This window comes from Nocardioides sp. WG-D5, assembly GCF_054031175.1.
This window is the reverse complement of the sequence record NZ_CM132928.1, coordinates 2,326,804-2,348,317: the sequence shown is the minus strand read 5'-3', so window position 1 is coordinate 2,348,317 and position 21,514 is coordinate 2,326,804. Positions and strand designations below refer to the sequence as shown.

Sequence of the window (21,514 nt, the reverse complement as noted above, 5' to 3'; positions counted from 1 at the left end):
GGCCACGGAAAAGAGGACGAAGCGGTGTCCGATGGCGCGATGATTGCGCCCATGGCTCAGAGTGCCGAGAGGCTGGTCGGACGCGACGCCGACCTGGAGACGCTGACGGGCCTGCTGGGACTGGCCGGTCCGGACGGCATCGCGCAGCCGGGTGCGGGCAGGCATGTCCTCCTCGCCGGCGACGCCGGTGTCGGGAAGACCAGGATCCTGCGCGAGCTCCGCGCCCGTGCCACCGGGGACGGCAGGCAGGCGCTGGTGGGGCACTGTCTCGACTTCGGCGACAGCGCCGAGGCCTACCTGCCCTTCGCCGAGATCCTCGACACCATCACCACCGCGCTGCCCGACGTGGTCGCGCAGGTCGCCGACGTACATCCGGCGCTCCTGCGGATGGCGCCGGTCGCCCGTGCGCTCGGCGGGGCTGACACCGCCGTCCAGGAGGCGCTCGACCGGGGCAACCTCTTCGCCGCGATCCATGCGCTCCTGGAGCACGCGGCCGAGAAGGCGCCGGTGCTGGTCGTGGTCGAGGACACCCACTGGGCCGACCAGTCGACCCGCGACCTGCTGACCTTCCTGTTCACCCGGCCCTTCGACGGCCCGGTGACGATCGTCGCGTCCTACCGTGCCGACGACCTCCACCGCCGCCACCCGTTGCGCCGCCAGCTCGCCGAGTGGACCCGGCTGCCGTCGGTCGAGCGGTTCCATCTCGGCCGGCTCTCGGACGACGACGTACGCATCCTGGTCGGCGAGCTCACCGGCCAGCTCGCCGACGAGACCGACGTCGAGAGCGTCGTACGCCGCGCCGACGGCAACGCCTTCTTCGTCGAGGAGCTGGTGCAGGCCGCGGGCGCCGACGAGCTGCCCTGGGACCTCGCCGACCTGCTGCTGATCAGGCTGGAGCAGCTCGACGCGACCGCGCGCGAGGTGGTCGACACCGCCAGCGCCGCCGGCCGCGACGTCAGCGACGAGCTCCTCGAGGCCGTCGCCGGTCTCGACCGGGCCACCCTCGACGCCGGGCTGAGGCAGGCGATCGAGCGCGCCATCCTGGTGCCGCGCGAGGACGGCTACTACGTCTTCCGGCACGCCCTGCTCGGCGAGGCGGTCTACGACGACCTGCTCCCGGGGGAGCGGGTCCGGCTCCACCAGCGGTACGTCGAGGCGCTGCGCAGCGACCTCTCGACCGGCAGCGCGGCCGGGCTGGCCCGCCACGCCCGTCTTGCCGGCGACCACGAGACCGCGCTCGTCGCCGGGATCGCGGCCGGTGACGAGGCCGCGGCCACGGGTGGTCCCGACGAGGCCTCCCAGCACTATCAGCAGGCGATCGCCCTGCTCGCCGGCCGGGCCGGCTCCGACCACGACACCCAGCGCCTCGTCGACCTGGTGGTGAAGGCCAGCGACGCGATGGTGGCCGCCGGCCACGCCGACCGCGCCGGGAAGCTGGCTCGTGAGCAGCGGGAGTCGCTCCCGGCCGACGCGCCCGGCCTGTGGCGCGCGCAGCTGATGACGGTCGAGATCGAGACCAGCTTCGCCTACGTCAACGACGTCCAGGTGGGGGAGCTCGCGGAGGCGGCGATGGCCGAGCTTCCCGAGGACGCCCCGCCGATCGTGCGTGCGCGGCTGCTCGCGGCGTACGCCCGGACGCTGATGATCTACCGGCGTCACGACGACGCCGAGAGAGCCGGCCGGGAGGCGCTGGCGCTGGCCGAGGAGCTCGGCCGGACCGGCCTCGCCGCGGAGGTGGCGGTGACGCTGGCCGGGTCGTGGGGACGCCCGCCGCGGCCCTGGATCGAGCCGCTGCGCGAGGCCGTGGCCAGGGCCGCCAAGGTCGGTGCTCTCCACCCGGAGCTGCGTGGGCGGATCCAGCTCGGCTTCGCCCTCGACGCCGCCGACCGGCTCGACGAGGCCGGCGAGAACTACCGCAGTGCCTTCGAGCTCGGCGTGGAGCGGGGCGTCCCATGGGCGCCGTACTCGTTCGACGCCCGGATCGCCTGGCTCGACCATCTCCACACCGCCGGCCGCTGGGACGAGGCGCTCGCGCTCACCGACGCGTACGGCATCCCGCCGGCGCTGTGGCCGTGGCTGGAGTCGAAGCGGCTGATGATCGAGCAGGCCCGCGGCGCCGATGTCGGCGCGGAGGCACGGCGGCTGCGGCCGTCGTGGAAGCAGGAGGTCGCCACCGCCAGCGAGTCGGGGCCGGTGGAGATCAGGGCCGCCGGAGCCCGCGGGGACGTGGACGCGGTGGTCGAGGCGTACGAAGCCGGCGTCGCGGCCCTCACGACCGGCTGGGGGAAGTGGTTCGGCGCCCACGCCCGGCTCGCGGCGATCGCCGTCGGTGCGATCAGCGCGGCGATCCCGGCCCTTCCCGCTGGTGAGCGCCCCGAAGTGATGGCGCGGGTCGACCGCATCATCGCGAAGGGCACCCGGCCCGCCGGGTCGAAGCAGCCCTGGGGACTGGAGGGCCAGGCGTGGTCGGCGCGGCTGCGCGCGGAGGGGCTCCGCGCCCACTGGCTGGCCGGCATCGCCGTTCCGGACCAGGCCGAGCTCGTCGACGCGTGGCGGGCGAGCGTCGACGCCTTCACGGCCTTCCCGCACGTCCACGAGCTCGCCTGGTCCCGCGCCCGGCTCGCCGAGATCCTCCGGGCCGGCGGTGACATTGCCGGCTCGCGTGAGCTGGCCGACCAGGCCCGGGAGACCGCGAAACGGCTCGGTGCCCAGCCGCTGCTCGACCACCTGCTCGCCCTCGGCACCACGCCGCAACGGTCGGCGGCCGGTCCGTCCGGCCAGCTCACCGCCCGGGAGAGCGAGATCCTCGCCCTGGTCGCAGCCGGGAGGAGCAACGGCGAGATCGGCAAGCAGCTGTTCATCTCCACCAAGACGGTCTCCGTCCATGTCTCCAACATCCTGGCCAAGCTCGGCGCCTCCGGGCGCACCGAGGCGGCAGCCATCGGACGGCGTCGCGGCCTCGTGGACTAGGTGGGGTCCGAGGACTCGTCCATCTGCAGTAGACGGAGTCGGTGCGTCCGGCCGATGTCTGGAACCGGCGACTTGGCGAGCATCGAAGGGTCCCATCCGAGTCTGCACTTCGCGGGGAGTCTTCCGTTGTTCCAACTCACCAGAGCCAGCCTGGCGAACAGAGCGGTCGTCGCTCTGCTGACGCTCCTGACAGCCGCCGCCGGCGTGCTGTCCCTGACCTCTTTGAAGCAGGAGCTCTTCCCGGACTTCGAGCAGCCGCAGACGACGGTGATGACCGTCGTCCCCGGCACCGGCACCGAGGTGGTCGACGAGCAGGTCACCCTGCCTCTGGTCAAGGCCCTCGAGCAGGTGGACGAGGTCGATGAGGTCACCTCGACCTCGTCGAGCGGCGTGTCGGTGATCTCGCTGTCGACCGACTTCGGCGTCGACCAGGACCAGGTGGTCGCCGACGCCCAGGAGGCGATCGGCACCGTTCAGCTCCCCGATGGAGCCGAGCCCGAGGTCTCCAGCGGTGGCTTCGGTGATCTCCCGGCGATGACGCTGACCGTCTCCTCGGACGCCTCGGAGCAGAAGCTGGGTGAGCGACTGGACGACGTCGCGGTCCCCGAGCTGCGCACCGTCGAAGGCGTACGCGACGTGTCGGTCAGCGGCGTCACCGGCCAGCGGATCACGATCACCCCCGACGCCGAGAAGCTGAGCGCCCACGGCTTGACCGCAGACTCCATCTCCCAGGCGCTGACCGCGAACGGGTCGACCACCCCGGCCGGCAGCGTCATCGAGGACGGCAACACCGTCTCCGTCCAGGTCGGCGACGAGCTGACCTCGGTCGACGACGTCGAGAGCCTCCCGCTCACCGCGTCCGCAGGTACGTCCGGAGCGGCCGCCGCTGGTGGCCGGCCCAACGCCCCGCCGGTGGAGCTCGGTGACGTCGCGAAGGTCGAGATCACCGGCGACCCCGTCACGTCCCTCACCCGCGTCAACGGGGAGCCCGCCGTCTCGCTGTCGATCACCGCCACCGACGACGCCGACGTCGTGTCCCTGTCGGCCGATGTCGAGGACAAGCTGGACGACCTGGAGAAGAGCCTGGGCGACGACGCCGAGATCACCGTCGTCAGCGACCAGGCCCCATTCATCTCCGACTCGATCGAACACCTCGCGATCGAGGGCCTGCTCGGCCTGGCGATGGCGGTGATCGTCATCCTGATCTTCCTGCGCTCGGGCCGCCCGACGGTGGTCAGCGCGCTCTCCATCCCGCTCTCGATCCTGGTCACCTTCATCGGGCTCTACCTGTGGGACTACTCGCTCAACATGTTCACCCTCGGCGCGCTGACGATCGCGATCGGTCGTGTCGTCGACGACTCGATCGTCGTCATCGAGAACATCAAACGGCACCTCGGCTACGGCGAGGAGAAGCTCAACGCGATCCTCAACGGCACCAAGGAGGTCGCCTCGGCGGTCACCGCCTCGACCATCGCCACCGTCCTGGTCTTCGTCCCGATCGCGGTCGTGGGCGGTTTCGTCGGCGAGCTGTTCCGGCCGTTCGCGCTGACGGTCACGATCGCGATGGTCTCCTCGCTGCTGGTCGCACTGACGATCGTGCCGGTGCTGTCGTACTGGTTCCTGAAGAAGCCGGACCACCCGGCCGGCGCCGAGCTCCCGGCTTCCGATCTGGAGGAGGGAGAGGAGGCCGAGCCCAACGTGCTGCAGCGCTACTACCTGCCGATGCTGCGTTGGACGACCCGGAGGCCGATCGCGGTGATCACCGCGGCGGTGCTCCTGCTCGGCGGGGCGCTCGCGCTGATCCCGCAGCTCAAGGTGGAGTTCATCGGGGACACCGGTGGCGACAGCGTCAGAGTCACGCAGACCTTCGACTCGGGGCTGGCGGTCGACGAGGTCACCAGCCGGGTGAGCGACACCGAGAAGGTGCTGCACGACGTCGAGGACGTCGAGGACGTCGTCGTGACCGCGAGCCTGGCCGGCTCCGGCGACATGATGATGCGGGGTCCGGACGAGGGCGCCTCGGGCGACACCACCGCGACGTACACGATCACGGTCGCCGACGGTGCCGACGTCCCGACGGTCACCGACCGTGTCGAGGACGCCGTCCTCGAGCTTCCGGACCCGAACGCGATCACCGTGGGTGAGGGCGGCGGTGGCGGCGTCGGCGGGTCGACCGTCGACGTAGCGGTCACCGGCACCGACCGTGCGAGTGTGGAGAAGGCGACCGACCAGGTCTACGCCGCGCTCGAGGACGTCCCCGAGACGACCGAGGTCAGCAGCAGCCTGGCCGACGAGCAGCCCACGCTGCGCGTCCAGGTCGACCGGGCCAGGGCCGCAGAGCACGGGCTCACCGAGCAGGCGGTCGCCGGGATCGTCGCCTCGGCGATGACACCGCGGGCCGTCACCGAGATGACGATCGACGACCAGCAGCTCTCGGTCTACGTCGCCGGCACCCCGGTGAGGACCACCGAGGAGGTCGGCGACCTCGCGCTCGGCGCCGGCGATCTCCGGCTGGAGGACGTCGCGAAGATCAGCGAGGTCGCCGGTCCCTCCAGCATGGCCCGGACGGGCACGGACCTGGTCGCCACCGTCTCCCTGACCCCGGCCGACGGTGAGCTCGGTGCGGTTCAGACCGAGGTCGACGAGCGTCTCGATGAGCTCGACCTGCCCGAGGGCACCGACACCTCCGTCGGGGGCGTCTCGGAGCAGCAGAGCGAGGCGTTCAGCCAGCTGGGTCTGGCGATGCTGGTGGCCGTCGGCCTGATCTTCGTCCTGCTCGTCGCGATCCTGCGCTCGCTGGTGCAGCCGCTCATCCTGATGATGTCGATCCCGTTCGCCGCGATCGGGTCGCTGGGACTGCTCTTCGTCACCGGTACGCCGCTGGGCGTCTCCGCTCTGATCGGCATGCTGATGCTCATCGGCATCGTGGTCACGAACGCGATCGTCCTGATGGACCTCATCAACCAGTATCGGCGCCGTGGCCAGTCGGTGGCCGAGGCCATCCACCACGGCGCGGGACGGCGCGTACGTCCCGTCGTGATGACCGCGCTGGCGACGATCTTCGCGCTCGTCCCGATGGCTACCGGGATCACCGGCGGGAGCGGCTTCATCTCGCAGTCGCTGGCCATCGTCGTCATCGGTGGCCTGGTGTCCTCCACGTTCCTCACCCTGCTGCTCGTGCCGGCGGTCTACCAGCTCGTCGAGGGTCGTCACGAACGACGCGAACGCCGCCGCCTGGGTCGTCGCCCGGGTCGCCCCCTGCGTCGTCGCCGGCCGAAGCGGTCCGAGCGGCGGACGATGACGGTCGCGGAGCTGCGTACGGCGATCGCCGACATGCCCGGCGAGAGCGAGATCGAGATCGACATGGTCCAGGTGCCGCAGGGCCTGACGGCGAACGGCGTGGCGCTGTCAGGCGCCCGGGGTGACCAGCCCTGACTCGTAGGCCCAGATCACGAGCTGGGCGCGCCCGGGAGCGTCGAGCTTGGTCATCATGTTGTTCACGTGCGTCTTCGCGGTGAACGGCGAGATGACCAGCTCGTCGGCGATCTCCTGGTTCGACAGGCCACCGGCCACCAGGACCAGGATCTCCCGCTCCCGGGGCGTCAGCTCCTCCAGGCGCCGCGCGTCGAAGCGTCCGCCCGTGGCCACCCTCCGGTCGACCTTCAGATAGCGGCTGATCAGGCTGCGGGTGGCGGCGGGGGAGAGGAGCGACTCCCCGTCCCGAACCGCGAGTACGCCACGGACGATCTCGTCCGGTTCGGCACCCTTTCCGATGAACCCGTCGGCGCCGGCCCGGAGGGCGGCCAGCAGGTACTCGTCCTCCTCGAACGTGGTCAGGATCAGGACGCGCGTGGACTCGAGGTCACCATCGGCACGGATCGTGGAGGTCGCCTCGATCCCGTCCATCACCGGCATCCTGATGTCCATCAGGACCACGTCCGGGCGGAGCTCGCGGGCCAGACGTACGGCCTCGCGGCCGTTGACCGCCTCCCCGACGACGTCGATCTGCCCGCTGCTGCGGAGCAGCTGGACCACGGCCGTCCTGATCAGGACCTGGTCGTCGGCTACCAGCAGAGTGACTGTCATTCCTCGGTTCCTGTCTCGGCGACGGGGAGGGTGGCCGAGACCACGAAGCACCCCTCGGTCACGCCGTACTCGACGGCGCCACGCACCGATGCGACGTGCTCGGCCATGCCCACCAGTCCATGGCCCGTGCCCGCGTAGGACCGGTCCACGAGCGGGTTGGACACCCGGATCGACACGCTCCGTGGCCCGACCTCGACATCGAGGTCCGCGGTCCCCGGCCCGTGCCGCAGGGCGTTCGTCAGGCCCTCCTGGATCACCCGGTAGGCGACGATGTCGACAGCCGTGGACACCCGCGCGGGATCACCGGACATCGCGTACGTCACCACCAGCCCGGACTTCTCGAACTGCTCGACCAGGTCGGTCACGGTGGCCAGGCCGCGTGCCGAGATGGCCTCGGGCGACTCGTCGGGGGAGCGAAGCGTCGCGAGCATGTCGCCGATCTCCCGCAGCACCATCCGCGACGACTCCCGGATGGTGTGCAGCGCCTCACGGGCGGCGTCCGGCCGGTCGGTGATCGCCGCGGAGGCGACCCCTGCGTTCAGGCTGATCACGGTGATCTGGTGGGCCACCGCGTCGTGCAGGTCCCGGGCGATCCGCAGCCGGTCCTCGGCGACCCGGCGGCGTGCCTCCGCCTCCCGCGTGGCCTCGGCCCGGAGCGCACGGTCGGTGATCTCGGCGATGTAGGCGCCGCGGATCCGGGCGGTCTGACCGAGTGCGACGGCCAAGGCGACCTGGACGGTCACCGGGATGCCGTACTGGGCGGTGAGGCTGCCGATGATGGCGCCGATCGCGGTCACCAGGGCCGCCGCGACCAGGACGCCCATGCTGATCGCGATCCGCCAGGGGTTCCTAGCCGAGACCGTGTAGACCGCGATCAGGAGACCGAGTGTCGACACCGGTGTCGTGGTGAAGGTGAGCACGAGCGCGCACTGGAGTGCGACCGCCCCGGCCAGGACGACCCAGGGGAACCGGGTACGCACCAGCAGCAGTGCCGTGAACACCCCGATCAGGACGTAGCCGAGCGGCGTACGTTCTTCTCCCAGACCCTTGGTGATGGGAACGAAGAACGCCAGGCCCGCGAAGAGCGCGACAAGGGTCTCGCGAACTGGTGTGGGGACGCGGGCCAGCAGGCTCGCGTCGGTCGCCTGGTTCACGACCCCAGTGTGCCGGTTGCGGTCCTGATCTGTATCGACCGCTCGGGCGAGGCGGCCTACTGCGCTCGCAGTAGGCAGGAATGAGGCACCCCTGACCTACGCCTAAGGCAGGCGCCTCATGCGTGGCGCTACCTCAGGAGCCGAATCTGGATGCATGACTTACACCAACCAGATCAGCTACGACGCCGAGCTGGCGTACCGCCAGCAGAGCATTCGCCGCGCCACCGCCGCCGACCGTCTCGCCCGCCAGGTGAGGCGCCGCCGTCCGCGCCGGATGGACTCGATACACAACTGAGTCCTCGGAGGTCGGTAATGCGGGAGAATCCCGGGCCCGGAGGCGCGATGATAGGGGACATGGCGCAAAGTGCTCGGTCCTTCGTAGGTCGCGACCCCGAGTTGCAGACCCTCACCGGGCTGCTCGGAGTCGCCTCGACCACGGACGCCCGGCGCCAGCACGTCCTGCTCGCCGGTGACGCCGGCGTCGGCAAGACGCGCCTGCTCACCGCGCTGCGCGACCGGGCGGTGACCGACGGCTGGCAGGTGCACGCCGGACACTGCGTCGACTTCGGCGAGAGCGCCGTGGCGTACATGCCGTTCTCGGAGATCCTCGACCGGATCGTCGCCGACCTGCCGGACGTCGTCGAGCGGGTGGCGGCCGACTATCCGGCGCTGGCCAGACTGCGGCCCGTACGCCGCGTGATGGGCGCCAACCAGGGCGCCGCCGCGTCGGGCACCGACCGGGGCCAGCTCTTCGACGCCGTCCACACCCTCTTCGAGGCGGCCGCCGAGAAGGCGCCGCTGCTGGTCGTGGTCGAGGACACCCACTGGGCCGACCAGTCCACCCGCGACCTGCTGACCTACCTCTTCACCCGGCCCTACAACGGCCCTGTCGCGATGGTCGCGTCCTACCGTGCCGACGACATCCACCGCCGCCACCCGCTGCGCCGCCAGGTGGGCGAGTGGGGCCGGCTGCCCGACGTCGAGCGGATCGTGCTCGAGCCGCTCTCCGACGACTCGGTGCGACTGCTGGTCCACGAGCTGGCCCCCGGCAAGGTCGACGCCGAGCGGGTCGTACGCCGCGCCGAGGGCAACGCCTTCTTCGTCGAGGAGCTGGTCCAGGCCGGCTGCGACGAGGACCTCCCGGTCGACCTCGCTGACCTGCTGCTGGTGCGCCTGGACCGTCTCGACGGCGCGGCCCGGAGCGTGGTCCGGACCGCGAGCATCGCCGGACGACGGGTCACCCACGAGCTCCTCGCCGCGGTGACCGAGATGAAGACCGACGAGCTCGACGACGCGCTGCGCACCGCGGTCGAGCAGAAGGTGCTCGAGCCGACCGGCTCGCGCTACACCTTCCGCCACGCGCTGCTCGCCGAGGCGGTCTACGACGACCTGCTGCCCGGCGAGCGGGTGCGCCTGCACGCCCGGTTCGCCGAGGTGCTGAAGGAGACGCCGGGCCTGGGCGCCGCCGCCGAGCTCGCGCTGCACGCCAAGCACGCCGGCGACCTCGCCACCGCGCTGCGCGCGCGCATCGCCGCGGCCGAGGAGGCTCGCAACGTCAGCGGTGTGGGCGAGGCCGCTCACCACTACGAGAAGGCGCTCGGCCTCGCCGCGGACCCGAAGGTCGCCAAGGCGGCGGCGGTCGACCTCGACCGGGTCTACGAGCGCGCGGCCGACACCCTCATCCTCGCCGGGCTGCCCTCGCGCGCCGACGCGATCCTGGCCGAACGGCTCGACGCCATCCCGGTGGAGCCGTCGGTCGGGCGTGCGCTGCTGCTGGCGACGCGGGCCGAGGCGGCCCTCGCCATGGAGAACGGCGACCCGCTCACCCATTCGCACGACGCGATGGTCGCGCTGCCCGAGGACGCCGAGCCCAAGGCGCGGTGTGCGGTTCTCGCCGTGCGCACCCGGACGCTGGTGACCTTCCGCCGCAGCGAGGAGGCCGAGGCGGTCGGGCTGGAGGGCATCGAGATCGCCGAGCGGCACAGCCTCTCGAAGCTGGCCTCCGACATGGCCACGAGCCTGTCCATGCTCAAGGTGCGCACCGGCCGCGGTGGCGGCGACAAGGTCGAGGGTTTCCGGCAGGTGCTGCGCGAGACGATCGACCAGGCGCGGCGGGTCGGGTCGACGTACGCCGTCAGTCGCGGGCTGTTCACGCTCGGCCGCTCCTACGACGAGGCCGGTGACTACGCGGAGGCGCTGAAGTGGTTCCGGGCGGTGATGGCCGATGCCGGCGGGGAGTCGCTGCAGTGGTCCCCCTACGCGGCTGCGGCCCGCGCGGACACCGTCCGGATCCAGATGGTCCTCGGAGAGTGGGACGAGGCGCTGGCGCTCACCGGCGGCAACCACCCCGACGCACCGCCGATCCCGGTCGCGCTCCTCGACATGCTCCGGATGATGATGGAGCAGGCCCGCGGAGCGTCGGTCGGTGAGGCCGCGGCCGCGCTGCGTCCCTTCTGGACCGAGGAGGGCTTGATCGCCCTCTACGGCGCCACCGTGGAGATGGTCGCCGCGGGCCGCGCCGGGGACCACGCTGCCGTCCTCTCCGTCTACGCCGACACCGTCGAGACCCTCTCCCAGTTCTGGACCGAATGGTTCGGCGGCCGGGTCCGGCTGGCGGTCGTGGCCGCCTCGGCGATCGCGCAGATGCTGCCCTCGCTGCCGGCGGCGCAGTGGCCGGCGCTGGTGGAGGCCGTCGACGGGCTGCACAGCGACGGCGAGCAGGTGGTCGCGCAGTACCAGCCGGGGGAGTGGGGCCCGGAGGGCCGCGCCTGGACCGCGCGGTTGGAGGCGGAGGTGCTCCGCGTCCACTGGCTGGCCGGCATCGACGCGCCGCCGCAGGAGTCGCTGCTCGCGGCCTGGGCGCGTGCCGAGCAGCAGGTCGAGGCCTACGGCGATGTGCCCGGGCTGGCCGCCGTCCGGACCACGTACGCAGCGATCCAACGCGCCACGGGCGACGTGGCCGCGTCGCGGGTGACCGCCGACAAGGCCCGGGAGACCGCCAGGCGGCTGGGGCTGCAGCCGTTGCTCGACGAGCTGCGATCGCTGGGTGCGACGGCGGTCAAGCAGCAGCCGGCGACGTCGACGGCGCTCACGCCGCGCGAGAGCGAGATCCTGACGCTGGTGGCCGCAGGACGCAGCAACGGCGAGATCGGCAAGCAGCTGTTCATCTCGACCAAGACGGTCTCCGTGCACGTCTCCAACATCCTCGGGAAGCTCGGCGCCGGGAGTCGCACGGAGGCGGCGGCCATCGCGCGCCGCCAGCAGCTGATCACCTGAATTCTGTGGTGCTCGATGGGAACGTGTGGCTGAATTGTCACCATCACCACACGTCGGTCAGGGACAGTTGTGGCCGGACGTCGAGGAGCAGATGTGAAGCAGGGCCAGCAGCACCCGATCGCGGCCGGTGTCACCGCCCTCGTGGCGGTGGCCGTCGGGGTCGGGCTGATCATCGGGATCGGGATGTTCATCGGTGCCAACGTCATGGGACTCGGCGGCGGTGGCGCCGCCGGGGACCAGGCCACCGACCCGGGTGCGGGCGCCTCGCTCTACGCCCCGTCGCCCAAGCCGACCAAGACCGCGTCCGGTCCGGCGATCACGCTGCGCGCCTCGCCCACGAGCACTCCGAAGAAGCAGTCGGCCACCACCTCCTCCAGCCCGTCTGCGTCCAAGACGGTCGCGGCGAGGCCGGCGAAGAAGGAGATCACCCTCCAGGTCGGCACCGTCGCGGCGAAGCCGATGGAGCGGATCGACATCAGCGGGATCTACCCCGGCGGCGAGGGTGCGATCCTCCGTCTGGAGCGCAACGACGGCAAGGGCTGGGAGGACTTCGGCATCCCCGACGTACCGGTCACCGGCGAGCAGTTCTCGACCGTGATCCAGTCCGGCCGGACGGGGAAGCACGAGTTCCGGATGAAGGACGTCGACACCGGCACCTTCTCCAACGTGGTGAGCGTGACGATCGGCTGAGGCTGGAATAGGGCTGGACCCGGTTGGTTGTATGGGGACATGACGGTTCCCACGATCAAGCTCAATGACGGCACTTCGATCCCGCAGTTCGGTCTCGGCGTCTGGCAGGTCCCTCAGGACGAGGCCGAGCAGGTGGTGAGTCAGGCTCTCGAGGTCGGCTACCGCCACATCGACACCGCGCAGATGTACCAGAACGAGGCCGGTGTCGGCGCCGCGCTGAAGAGCGCCGGACTCGCCCGCGAGGACGTCTACGTCACCACCAAGCTCAACAACTCCCAGCACGACCCTGCCAAGGCCAAGGCATCGCTCGAGAAGTCCCTGGAGCTGCTCGGTCTCGACCGCGTCGACCTGTTCCTGATCCACTGGCCGCTCCCGACGCAGTACGACGGGACGTACGCGAAGACCTGGGAGGCGCTCGTCGGCCTCCGCGAGGAGGGCCTCACCACCTCCGTCGGAGTCTCCAACTTCCAGCCCGCCCACCTCGAGAAGATCGTCGCCGAGACCGGCGTCGCGCCCGCGGTGAACCAGATCGAGGTCCACCCCTACTTCGCCAACGAGGCCGCGCGCGCCGCCACCCTGGCCCAGGGTGCGAAGGTCGAGGCGTGGTCGCCGCTCGGCCAGGGCGGCGGCGAGCTCACCGACCCGGTGGTCGCCGAGATCGCCTCCGCGCACGGCAAGTCGCCCGCCCAGGTCCTGCTCCGCTGGCAGATCGACCGCGGCGACATCGTCTTCCCCAAGTCCGTACGCCGCGAGCGGCTCGAGGAGAACCTCGCTATCTTCGACTTCGAGCTGAGCGCCGACCAGGTCGCCGCCCTCGCTGCCCTCGACAAGGGCGAGTCCGGCCGCTCCGGCCCCAACCCGGACACCTTCGACTGGATCCCGTCCTTCTGATCCCTCCCCGTCGGGCCGGCTCGTCATGACGAGTCGGCCCGACGGAGTTTTCGGTCAGGACGAGCCGACTCGGCCTGATTCTGGGTGGACTGGAATAGGGGGCGTAGGGTCTTCGTTGTGGACAGTGAACGAAGTTGAGTTGAACCGACTCAACTTGTTTGCAACACTCGGCGGCAGCAGCCGCGGGGTCGGCGCAGACCAACCAGTCTTCCGGGCTCCCCGGATCCACATACACACAGCTTCAACAAGCGGAGGTAGCAAAGATGGCACGTGCCGTCGGTATCGACCTCGGGACCACCAACTCGGTCGTCTCGGTTCTGGAGGGTGGCGAGGCCACCGTCATCGCGAATGCCGAAGGCGCCCGTACGACGCCTTCCGTGGTCGCGTTCAGCAAGTCCGGTGAGGTGCTGGTCGGCGAGGTCGCCAAGCGCCAGGCCGTCACCAACGTCGACCGTACGATCAAGTCGGTCAAGCGTCACATGGGCACCGACTGGAAGGTGACCATCGACGACAAGGACTTCACGCCGCAGCAGATCAGCGCGTTCGTCCTGCAGAAGCTCAAGCGCGACGCCGAGGCCTACCTCGGTGAGACGGTGACCGACGCGGTCATCACCGTCCCCGCCTACTTCTCCGACGCGCAGCGCCAGGCCACCAAGGAGGCCGGTGAGATCGCGGGCCTCAACGTCTCCCGCATCGTCAACGAGCCGACCGCCGCGGCGCTGGCCTACGGCCTCGACAAGGGCGACGACCAGACCATCCTGGTCTTCGACCTCGGTGGCGGTACGTTCGACGTCTCCCTGCTCGAGATCGGTGAGGGCGTCGTCGAGGTGAAGGCGACCTCCGGTGACAACCACCTCGGTGGTGACGACTGGGACAACGCGATCGTCACGTGGATGGTCGACAAGTTCAAGGCCGCCAACGGCGTCGACCTGTCCAAGGACAAGATCGCCGCGCAGCGCCTCCAGGAGGCCGCCGAGAAGGCGAAGATCGAGCTCTCCTCGAGCCAGAACACCTCGATCCACCTGCCCTACATCACCCACGGTGAGTCCGGCCCCCTCCACTTCGAGGAGACCCTGACCCGGGCTGAGTTCCAGAAGATCACCGCGGACCTGCTCGACCGCACCAAGAAGCCGTTCGAGTCGGTCCTCAAGGACGCCGGTGTCGCCCTCAAGGACATCGACCACGTCGTCCTGGTCGGTGGTTCGACCCGTATGCCCGCCGTCACCGACCTGGTCAAGAGCCTGCTCGGTGGCAAGGAGCCCAACAAGGGCGTCAACCCCGACGAGGTCGTCGCCGTGGGCGCCGCGCTGCAGGCCGGCGTGCTGAAGGGTGAGGTCAAGGACGTCCTGCTCCTCGACGTCACCCCGCTGAGCCTCGGCATCGAGACCAAGGGCGGTGTCTTCACCACCCTGATCGAGCGCAACACCACCATCCCGACCAAGCGCTCCGAGATCTTCACCACGGCTGACGACAACCAGCCGAGCGTCGAGATCAAGGTCGCCCAGGGCGAGCGCCCGATGTGGTCGGAGAACCAGCCGCTGGGCAACTTCGAGCTCACCGGTCTCCCGCCGGCGCCGCGTGGCGTGCCGAAGATCGAGGTCACCTTCGACATCGACGCCAACGGCATCGTGCACGTCTCCGCCAAGGACCAGGCCTCGGGCCGCGAGCAGTCCATGACGATCTCCGGCGGCTCCGCGCTGTCGAAGGACGACATCGACCGCATGGTCAAGGAGGCGGAGCAGTACGCGGAGGAGGACGCCAAGCGTCGCGAGTCCATCGAGATCCGCAACCAGGGCGACAGCCTCGTCTACACCACCGAGAAGTTCATCACCGACTCCGGCGACAAGGTCCCGGACGACGTGAAGACCGAGGTGCAGGCCGACCTGGACGCGCTGAAGAAGGTCCTCGAGGACACCGAGGCCGACAAGGACGCCATCCAGACCGCGATCACCAAGCTCGGTGAGTCCTCGCAGAAGATGGGTGCGGCCATGTACGCCGCGGCCGAGGCCGAGCAGTCCGCTGCCGGCGGTGCCACCGGTGCCACCGGCGAGGCCGACGACGACGTCGTCGACGCCGAGATCGTCGACGAGCCCGTCGAGGGCGAAGAGGGCGACAAGAAGTGACCAAGCGCCGCCCCGGCGGGGCGGAGGAGGTCGTCGAGGAGACGGCCTCCGAGTCCCCGCCGCCCGAGACCGACACTGCGACAGAGGCCGGCGAGGAGTCGACCGAGGACGCCGAGGTGGACGCTGCTGACGGCGACGCCTCGGACGCGGACGGCTCCGCCGACGCCGGCTCCGACAAGAAGGCCTCCGACGAGGAGGCCGTCGAGGAGTCGACCGACGACGAGGACAAGGACGAGGACGACGAGACCGAGGACGAGGCAGACGTGATCATCGACGAGAGCGAGGTGGACCTCATGGGCGATGCCGCCGACGAGGTCGACAAGCGCGTCGCCGAGCTGACCACCGACCTGCAGCGTCTCCAGGCCGAGTACGTCAACTACAAGAAGCGGGTCGACCGTGACCGCGAGCTGGTCTCGCAGAACGCGACCTACAAGGTGCTCACTCCGATCGTGGAGGTGCTCGACACCATCGACCGTGCCCGCGAGCACGGCGAGGTCGAGGGCGGCTTCAAGGCCGTCGCCGACCAGCTCGAGAAGATCGTGACCAACCTGGGTCTGAAGAAGTTCGGTGAGCCGGGCGACGTCTTCGACCCCAACCGTCACGAGGCGCTCAGCCACATGGGCACCGACCCGGAGGTCGAGGAGACCTCGGTCAAGCTGGTCGCCAAGGCCGGCTACATGATCGGCGACCGGGTGGTCAGGGCCGCGCAGGTCCTGGTCGTCGACCCGGAGTGACCCGGAGTGACAACGATGGGTGGTCGAGCCTGCCGGGAGACCGGCAGGCTCGGCCACCGAGAAGAAGGGAGGAGGGGCTAGGTGGCTGAGAACGACGGGATCCGGTCGGACTGGATCAACAAGGACTACTACGCCGAGCTGGGTGTCAAGAAGGACGCCTCGAGCGACGACATCAAGAAGGCCTATCGCAAGCTCGCGCGGGCCAACCACCCCGACTCCAACCCGGGCGACGAGGCCAAGCACGAGAAGTTCAAGAAGGTCGCCGAGGCCTACGACGTCGTCGGGGACGCCGAGAAGCGCAAGAAGTACGACGAGGTGCGCACCCTGGGTGCCACCGGCGGCTTCCCGGGCGGTTTCGGCGGCGGGGGCGGCCGCGGCTACAACTTCGAGGACCTCTTCGGTGGCGGCGGTGCTCAGACCGGCGGGCTCGGCGACATGTTCGGCGACCTGTTCGGCGGTGGCGCCGGCGGAGGCTTCGGTGGGCGGCGTACGGCCCCGAGGGCTCGGCCGATCAAGGGTGCCGACGTCGAGACGAGCGCCACGATCGGGTTCACCGACGCGCTCGACGGCGTGACCATCTCGCTGCGGCTGACCTCGGACGCCGCCTGCCCCGACTGCAACGGCACCGGTGGCAAGCCCGGCACCAAGCCGCGGGTCTGTCCCGAGTGCGAGGGTGCGGGCTACGTGGTCAACTCCGTGGGCGGCGCGTTCTCGATGAACGAGACCTGCCCGCGCTGCGGTGGCCGTCAGCTGATCTACGACGAGGCCTGCCCGACCTGCCACGGCTCCGGTCGCGGCACCTCCGCGCGCACCATCCAGGCGCGCATCCCGGCCGGCGTCAAGGACCGCCAGCGGATCCGGCTCAAGGGCAAGGGCGCCGCCGGTGAGAACGGCGGCCCCGCCGGTGACCTCTACGTCACGGTGCACGTCACGCCCCACCGTGTCTTCGGCCGCAAGGACGACAACCTCACCATCGACGTGCCGGTCGGCTTCGACGAGCTGGCGCTCGGTGCCGAGGCCAAGCTGCCGACCCTCTCCGGCTCGCCGGTGACGCTGCGGATCCCCGCAGGGACCCCCAACGGACGTACGTTCCGGGTCCGTGGCAAGGGGTTCCGCCGCGCCGACGGCACCGTGGGTGACCTGCTTGCGACCGTCGAGGTGCAGATCCCGGCCGTGCTGGACGCCGATGCGAAGGCGGCCGTCGAGGCCTATCGGGCCGCGATGGCCGGCAAGCCCCTGCGTACGTCTCTTCTCGAGGAGTCATGATGAGCGACGGATTCAGCAGCCCGTCCCCGGATGCCGCGGTCTACGTCATCAGCGTCGCCGCGGAGCTGACCGGGCTGCACCCGCAGACGCTGCGCACCTATGAGCGGATGGGCCTGATCACCCCCGGTCGCACCGGGGGTGGCGGGCGCCGCTACTCCTTCCACGACATCGAGAAGCTGCGTTCGATCGCCGACCTGACCGCGGCCGGCATCGGCATCGAGGGCGTGCGTCGCATCCTGGCCCTCGAGCAGCACGTCGACGCCCTGCGGCGGCGCAACGAGGAGCTGCTGCACGAGCTGGCGGCGACCCGCGAGGCGCTCGCCCAGGCGACGGCGGCGGCTCCGGCTCCGAAGAGCCCGGCCAGCAGGCTTCCTGCGGTTCGTCAGGCGCCGCCCGGACAGGCGATCGTGGTCTGGCGGCGCCAGCAGAGGTAGCACCTTTCCTACTGATCGCTTGACAGATTTGTTGGCGAGTTGTGGGTTTTGGTTAAAACCGATGTTGGTTCGATACCCCCATACTGATGAGTAAGCCGCGAGTGTCGGACCAACCCCCATATGGTCGGGGCACGCGCGGCGGACCCGGTGGAGCCGACCCGAGACGGACCCGCCGGGTCCTTCCAATTTCAGGCGAGCACGCTCAGTTCGGGAACTTCCCCGCCTGCGCCGCGGTCTTGCAGGACTGGTTGCCCGGGAGCAGCTCGATCTCCAGGTTCGGCAGGGTCACCTGGCCCTCGATCTGGGCCTGCCGGACGTCGCCGTAGACGGCGTTGAGGTCGGCGACGGTCGCGTCGATGCCGGTGAAGCCCTGGCCGTTGTTGTGGCCGCCGTTGCCGCTGGACTGGTACCACTTCGCGTCGAACCCCTGGGGCACGCCCATCGGGTTCGCGGCGTAGGGCGCCGTGCCGGGATTGGTCGTCAGGTCGGTGGTAGCCAGCCCGATCTGGGCGGTGCCCTGCAGGTTGACCCCGGGTGAGGACGCGGCCCGGAGCTGGGTGATGTCGAAGGCGGCCATCTGCGCGCTGATCTCGTTGGTCGCCGGGTTGCCGTCCCCGGCGGTGAGCTTGATCGTGTAGCTGCCGAGCGGACCGACCTCCTCCACCCGGGAGAGACAGAAGCCGTTCATCGTCGCGGAGGCGAAGCCGGCACGCAGCACCGGCGTCCAGTCACCCCCGCTGCTGGCGGCCGCCTGGGTCTGCACCAGCGCCGTGCCGAACGCCGCGTCGGCGGCATGGATGTTGGTCGAGGAGAACGTCGAGCTGCCGTTGTTGATCGTCAGCGTGGGGCTGAAGACCGCGGACGCGGAGGAGCCCATCGCCACGACCATCGCGCCGAGCAGGCCGAGCCCCACCGTCGTCGCTGCGACCATGCGGTGCCAGCGCGTCCCGTACGTGCTCATTCCGCGGTCACCGTGATCGTCGTGTTGGGGAGCTGGATCGAGTTGAGCGGGTTGGTGGGGCCACCCGGCGGGTAGACGTAGGGGTCGTTCGCGGCGTTGTTGTCGTGGGTGAACAGGTAGTAGAACTCCAGGTTCGCCGCCAGGATGTTGTAGTCGCCGCCGGCGGCCAGGCCGCTGAGGATCGCGGTGACCAGGTCGTTCCAGCCACCGGTGCCGTCGCCGGCGAGCGTGCGGATCTTCAGCCGGCACGAGTCGCCGTTCCAGCCGGCCGTACAGATGGTGTTCTTCTGCGAGGTCGTGGTCAGGCCGGCGGCGATGATCAGGATGCCGGCCAGGTTGGTGACCGTACGCCACGGGATCGCCACCCACGAGTCGCCCGTGGTGAGCAGATTCGTCTTCACGCCCGGCCCGCCGACGGTGAACGGACCGTCCGGAGCGATGCGAAGCGCGTGCGGCACCTTCGCGGTCGGAGCGGGCGCGGTCGACGACCTCGCGGTGAGCACCGGAGCGCCGAAGGAGGCGACGTTGCTGCGGAAGACGAGGTCGCTGAAGGCGATCTGGAACAGGCACATGCTGCCCGTGGCGGCGTAGTAGTAGGTGAACCCCTTGTTGCTGTCGCAGTTGCCGTCGCTGGTGTTGGCGTAGATGCCGCGTACGTCGGCGGCGACGTTGGTGGTGCCGCTCCCGTTCGGCTCGCCGGCGGTCAGGGTCCAGCGCGTCCCCGACAGGCACGGGAACATCCGGGTGCCGAAGAAGCGACTCTGGAACGTGCCGTTGTCGCCGCTGTTCTTGAGGGGCACGACCTGCCGTCGCTGCTGCGGGTTGCTGCTTCCGGGCTGGTCGCACTGGAACGGCTGGTAGCTGTTGTTCTGGCTGTTCGCGCCGGCCCGCTCGGCCGAGGGCCACAGCGCGGAGGACATGATGACGAGCGCGATCGCGGTGATGACGACGAGGCGCTGCCTGCCGACGGTGAGGTCGTGGGCCACCGCCGATCAGCCGCCGGAGGTGCCACGCCGGGCCGGTCGCGGCTTCTTCTCGCCCCAGGACCAGACCATCGAGCCGCCGATGATGCCGAGGACCGAGCCGACGACGAAGCCGCCCAGGTTGGCGGTGGGGAAGGCGCCGAGCGCGATCAGGAACCCGACGACCCCCGAGAGCGACTTGTAGTGCGGCGCCAGCCACGTGACCAGGCCGAACATGATCAGCGAGCCGCCCATGACGTAGCCGGCGGAGTAGGACCAGCCCCCGGTCAGCGCGATGCCGATGTCGAAGGACATCCAGTAGATGATCCAGGCGCCGGCGACGATGAGCCACAACGCACCCCAGAAGGGCCGCGTACGTCGCCACGCCCGGAACCACGAGCGGGCTGCTGCGAGGAGCGCGCCGAACCGGTTGGACCGGTGTGCGCTTCCCGGGCCGGGGTCGGTGGAGAAACCGAGGTCGTCCGTCAGTGAGTCGGTCATGAGCAGTCCGCCTGCGTCCGGGTCCCGGGGACGACCCTGATGTTCAGGTCCGGCAGGGTGATGTTGCCCTTCAGGTTGAGTCCGTAGCTGTTGCCGTTGAGGCCGGCGACGTTGAGCTGGCGGGCGTAGAGGCCGAAGGCCCCTGCCTTGGGCAGCTGGTTGGCGTTGCCCTCGAAGGCCAGGCCGGCCGAGTCGCCGACGGTCTCGGCCGACTGGCCGAGGTTCATGCCGGAGATCTTGTTCCCGTAGCCGCTGAGCGCGTCGGAGTTGAGATACAGGTTGGTCGCCGAGATCGCGTTGTCCAGGCTGCCGTTGGTGAGCTTGCCCGTGCTCGGGTCGGTGGTGGTGCCGGTCGGGATCGACGAGCCGTTGTAGCTGTCCGGGACGTCGTCGCCGGCGGTGATCATCAGCGAGTAGTTCCCGACGAGCGGGATGTTCTCGGTGGCGATCCCGCACAGCCCGGCGAGCTTGGCCTGGTGGATGCCGAGCTCGGTGACCCCGCACTGCGCCTGGACGTCGGCGGTGTCCGCGTCGCAGTCGGTGGCCCCCTGGCGGCTGGTCGGGGCGAGATAGCCCGCCGCGTGCTCCGCATCGAGGTAGTTGGAGTAGAGCTTGAACTTGGAGTTGCCGGTGGTGAAGTTGACCGCCAGGGCGTTCTGCGAGACCGCGCCGAACATCGCGACTAGCGCGGCGCTCCCGAAGATCATCAGAGGCAGCGAGCGCTTCCGGCTGCCGCGGCGGACGGACTCCGCCTCCTCCTGCATCTGCGCCGACTGCTCCGCGGCGCGGTCGATGGCGGCGTACGCGGCTCGGTAGAGACGTCCCGTGAGCCGGCCCCACGCGCTGCGCACGCCGGGCTCGTCGCCCCAGGGGTCGGACCGCTCGAAGCGGCGGGCGCGGGGGCTCATGCGGTCGCTCCGCTCCGGGCCGGCTTGCCAGCCTCCTTGCGGGCGCGCTTGCGGGCGTCCCTCTCGGCCATCTTGGTCAGCTGCTCCTCGGTGTAAGGAGTCCAGGCGACGATCAGGGCGCCACCGGTGATGCCGGCGACGGTGCCGATGATCAGTCCGCCGAGGTTGGCGAGCGGGAGGGCCGCGATCGCGAGCGCGACCGAGACGATCCCCGGGAACGTACGCTGCGACGGCATGAACATCGCGATCAGCGCCGCGGCGGCCAGGGTGAAGGAGATCAGCACCGGCGGCAGGGTCTGGTTGCCGAAGGCGGCGAAGATCGTGAAGTCGAGATGTTTCGAGAGGGCCGAGGACCCGATCAGCCACGACGACCACAGCAGGATCAGGCTGCCCCAGAAGGGGCGGGTGCGCCGGAAGCGCTTGAAGCCGCGCGGCGTGGGGCCGTCGGCCGTGGGGTTCATGGTGGGGTCGGGCATCGCGTCGGGACCGGTGTCGGTGGGCGTCTTGTCAGGCATGGCTTCTCCGGCGGGCTGGGGCTGAGTCGTTGGCGGGCGCTCC

General features: G+C 70.3%; 17 protein-coding genes. 10 read left to right on the top strand and 7 right to left on the bottom strand.

Annotated elements, in window-relative coordinates:
* Positions 1-51 precede the first annotated feature (51 nt).
* Together ACWZJV_RS11465 and ACWZJV_RS11460 are read left to right on the top strand one after the other, a co-directional pair.
* Positions 52-2,970, top strand: a complete 2,919-nt coding sequence (locus ACWZJV_RS11465; RefSeq protein ID WP_457181525.1) for a helix-turn-helix transcriptional regulator — start codon at positions 52-54, stop codon at positions 2,968-2,970.
* 126 nt (positions 2,971-3,096) lie between these two features.
* Positions 3,097-6,405 carry an efflux RND transporter permease subunit gene (locus ACWZJV_RS11460; protein WP_457181524.1) on the top strand — a complete coding sequence of 1,103 codons (3,309 nt, stop codon included), beginning with the start codon at positions 3,097-3,099 and terminating at the stop codon, positions 6,403-6,405.
* On the opposite strand, the gene ACWZJV_RS11455 is transcribed toward ACWZJV_RS11460, so the two are convergent.
* Both ACWZJV_RS11455 and ACWZJV_RS11450 read right to left on the bottom strand, forming a co-directional pair.
* A complete protein-coding gene (locus tag ACWZJV_RS11455) occupies positions 6,379-7,056 on the bottom strand; it encodes a response regulator (RefSeq protein ID WP_457181523.1) in 678 nt (225 codons plus the stop codon). The genes ACWZJV_RS11460 and ACWZJV_RS11455 overlap by 27 nt on opposite strands.
* Positions 7,053-8,210 carry a sensor histidine kinase gene (locus tag ACWZJV_RS11450; RefSeq protein ID WP_457181522.1) on the bottom strand — a complete coding sequence of 386 codons (1,158 nt, stop codon included), beginning with the start codon at positions 8,208-8,210 and terminating at the stop codon, positions 7,053-7,055. Before ACWZJV_RS11450 ends, ACWZJV_RS11455 begins: the two co-directional genes overlap by 4 nt.
* 154 nt (positions 8,211-8,364) lie before the next feature.
* Here ACWZJV_RS11450 and ACWZJV_RS11445 point away from each other — a divergent pair, with 154 nt between their 5' ends.
* The 8 genes from ACWZJV_RS11445 to ACWZJV_RS11410 all read left to right on the top strand — a co-directional run bounded on the left by ACWZJV_RS11445 (position 8,365) and on the right by ACWZJV_RS11410 (position 17,624).
* Positions 8,365-8,505 carry a hypothetical protein gene (locus ACWZJV_RS11445; RefSeq protein WP_176883792.1) on the top strand — a complete coding sequence of 47 codons (141 nt, stop codon included), beginning with the start codon at positions 8,365-8,367 and terminating at the stop codon, positions 8,503-8,505.
* Between the two features lie 59 nt (positions 8,506-8,564).
* A complete protein-coding gene (locus ACWZJV_RS11440; RefSeq protein ID WP_457181521.1) occupies positions 8,565-11,486 on the top strand; it encodes a helix-turn-helix transcriptional regulator in 2,922 nt (973 codons plus the stop codon).
* 93 nt (positions 11,487-11,579) lie between these two features.
* Positions 11,580-12,176, top strand: coding sequence for a hypothetical protein (locus ACWZJV_RS11435; RefSeq protein WP_457181520.1), 597 nt, complete (start codon positions 11,580-11,582; stop codon positions 12,174-12,176).
* Between the two features lie 39 nt (positions 12,177-12,215).
* Complete coding sequence (locus ACWZJV_RS11430) at positions 12,216-13,067, top strand: aldo/keto reductase (protein WP_457181519.1); 852 nt, start codon at positions 12,216-12,218, stop codon at positions 13,065-13,067.
* 263 nt (positions 13,068-13,330) lie between these two features.
* The gene (gene dnaK / locus ACWZJV_RS11425) at positions 13,331-15,190 is read left to right on the top strand and encodes a molecular chaperone DnaK (RefSeq protein ID WP_008360408.1); all 1,860 of its coding nucleotides are present in this window, start codon (positions 13,331-13,333) and stop codon (positions 15,188-15,190) included.
* Positions 15,187-15,924, top strand: a complete 738-nt coding sequence (gene grpE, locus ACWZJV_RS11420; protein ID WP_457181518.1) for a nucleotide exchange factor GrpE — start codon at positions 15,187-15,189, stop codon at positions 15,922-15,924. Before dnaK ends, grpE begins: the two co-directional genes overlap by 4 nt.
* An 81-nt stretch (positions 15,925-16,005) precedes the next feature.
* The gene (locus ACWZJV_RS11415) at positions 16,006-17,190 is read left to right on the top strand and encodes a DnaJ C-terminal domain-containing protein (protein ID WP_008360411.1); all 1,185 of its coding nucleotides are present in this window, start codon (positions 16,006-16,008) and stop codon (positions 17,188-17,190) included.
* On the top strand, positions 17,190-17,624 hold the full coding sequence (locus ACWZJV_RS11410) for a heat shock protein transcriptional repressor HspR (protein ID WP_008360413.1): 435 nt from the start codon (positions 17,190-17,192) through the stop codon (positions 17,622-17,624). Before ACWZJV_RS11415 ends, ACWZJV_RS11410 begins: the two co-directional genes overlap by 1 nt.
* A 202-nt stretch (positions 17,625-17,826) precedes the next feature.
* Here the strand turns inward: ACWZJV_RS11410 and ACWZJV_RS11405 are convergent, their stop codons facing one another.
* Genes ACWZJV_RS11405 through ACWZJV_RS11385 form a run of 5 tightly spaced genes read right to left on the bottom strand, consistent with a single transcriptional unit; the run spans position 17,827 to position 21,471 of the window.
* Positions 17,827-18,585 (bottom strand): DUF6230 family protein, encoded by a 759-nt coding sequence (locus tag ACWZJV_RS11405; RefSeq protein WP_457181517.1) that lies wholly within the window; start codon positions 18,583-18,585, stop codon positions 17,827-17,829.
* Entirely contained in the window at positions 18,582-19,571 is a 990-nt protein-coding gene (locus ACWZJV_RS11400; RefSeq protein ID WP_457181516.1) for a hypothetical protein, read from the bottom strand. Before ACWZJV_RS11400 ends, ACWZJV_RS11405 begins: the two co-directional genes overlap by 4 nt.
* A gap of 6 nt (positions 19,572-19,577) precedes the next feature.
* Complete coding sequence (locus tag ACWZJV_RS11395; protein WP_457181515.1) at positions 19,578-20,048, bottom strand: DUF6114 domain-containing protein; 471 nt, start codon at positions 20,046-20,048, stop codon at positions 19,578-19,580.
* Positions 20,045-20,956: a DUF6230 family protein gene (locus tag ACWZJV_RS11390; protein WP_196872615.1), complete on the bottom strand. Its 912-nt coding sequence runs from the start codon at positions 20,954-20,956 to the stop codon at positions 20,045-20,047. Before ACWZJV_RS11390 ends, ACWZJV_RS11395 begins: the two co-directional genes overlap by 4 nt.
* Positions 20,953-21,471, bottom strand: a complete 519-nt coding sequence (locus ACWZJV_RS11385) for a DUF6114 domain-containing protein (RefSeq protein ID WP_457181514.1) — start codon at positions 21,469-21,471, stop codon at positions 20,953-20,955. The genes ACWZJV_RS11390 and ACWZJV_RS11385 overlap by 4 nt, the downstream gene beginning before the upstream one ends.
* Positions 21,472-21,514 lie beyond the last annotated feature (43 nt).

Excerpts from the sequence above, each read along its gene's own strand:
- ACWZJV_RS11410 (WP_008360413.1), top strand. The coding sequence starts at position 17,190 with ATGAGCGACGGATTCAGCAGCCCGTCCCCGGATGCCGCGGTCTACGTC.
- ACWZJV_RS11405 (WP_457181517.1), bottom strand. The coding sequence starts at position 18,585 with ATGAGCACGTACGGGACGCGCTGGCACCGCATGGTCGCAGCGACGACG.
- ACWZJV_RS11440 (WP_457181521.1), top strand. The coding sequence starts at position 8,565 with ATGGCGCAAAGTGCTCGGTCCTTCGTAGGTCGCGACCCCGAGTTGCAG.
- ACWZJV_RS11430 (WP_457181519.1), top strand. The coding sequence starts at position 12,216 with ATGACGGTTCCCACGATCAAGCTCAATGACGGCACTTCGATCCCGCAG.
- ACWZJV_RS11395 (WP_457181515.1), bottom strand. The coding sequence starts at position 20,048 with ATGACCGACTCACTGACGGACGACCTCGGTTTCTCCACCGACCCCGGC.
- ACWZJV_RS11455 (WP_457181523.1), bottom strand. The coding sequence starts at position 7,056 with ATGACAGTCACTCTGCTGGTAGCCGACGACCAGGTCCTGATCAGGACG.
- ACWZJV_RS11390 (WP_196872615.1), bottom strand. The coding sequence starts at position 20,956 with ATGAGCCCCCGCGCCCGCCGCTTCGAGCGGTCCGACCCCTGGGGCGAC.
- dnaK (WP_008360408.1), top strand. The coding sequence starts at position 13,331 with ATGGCACGTGCCGTCGGTATCGACCTCGGGACCACCAACTCGGTCGTC.
- ACWZJV_RS11445 (WP_176883792.1), top strand. The coding sequence starts at position 8,365 with ATGACTTACACCAACCAGATCAGCTACGACGCCGAGCTGGCGTACCGC.
- ACWZJV_RS11385 (WP_457181514.1), bottom strand. The coding sequence starts at position 21,471 with ATGCCTGACAAGACGCCCACCGACACCGGTCCCGACGCGATGCCCGAC.
- ACWZJV_RS11465 (WP_457181525.1), top strand. The coding sequence starts at position 52 with ATGGCTCAGAGTGCCGAGAGGCTGGTCGGACGCGACGCCGACCTGGAG.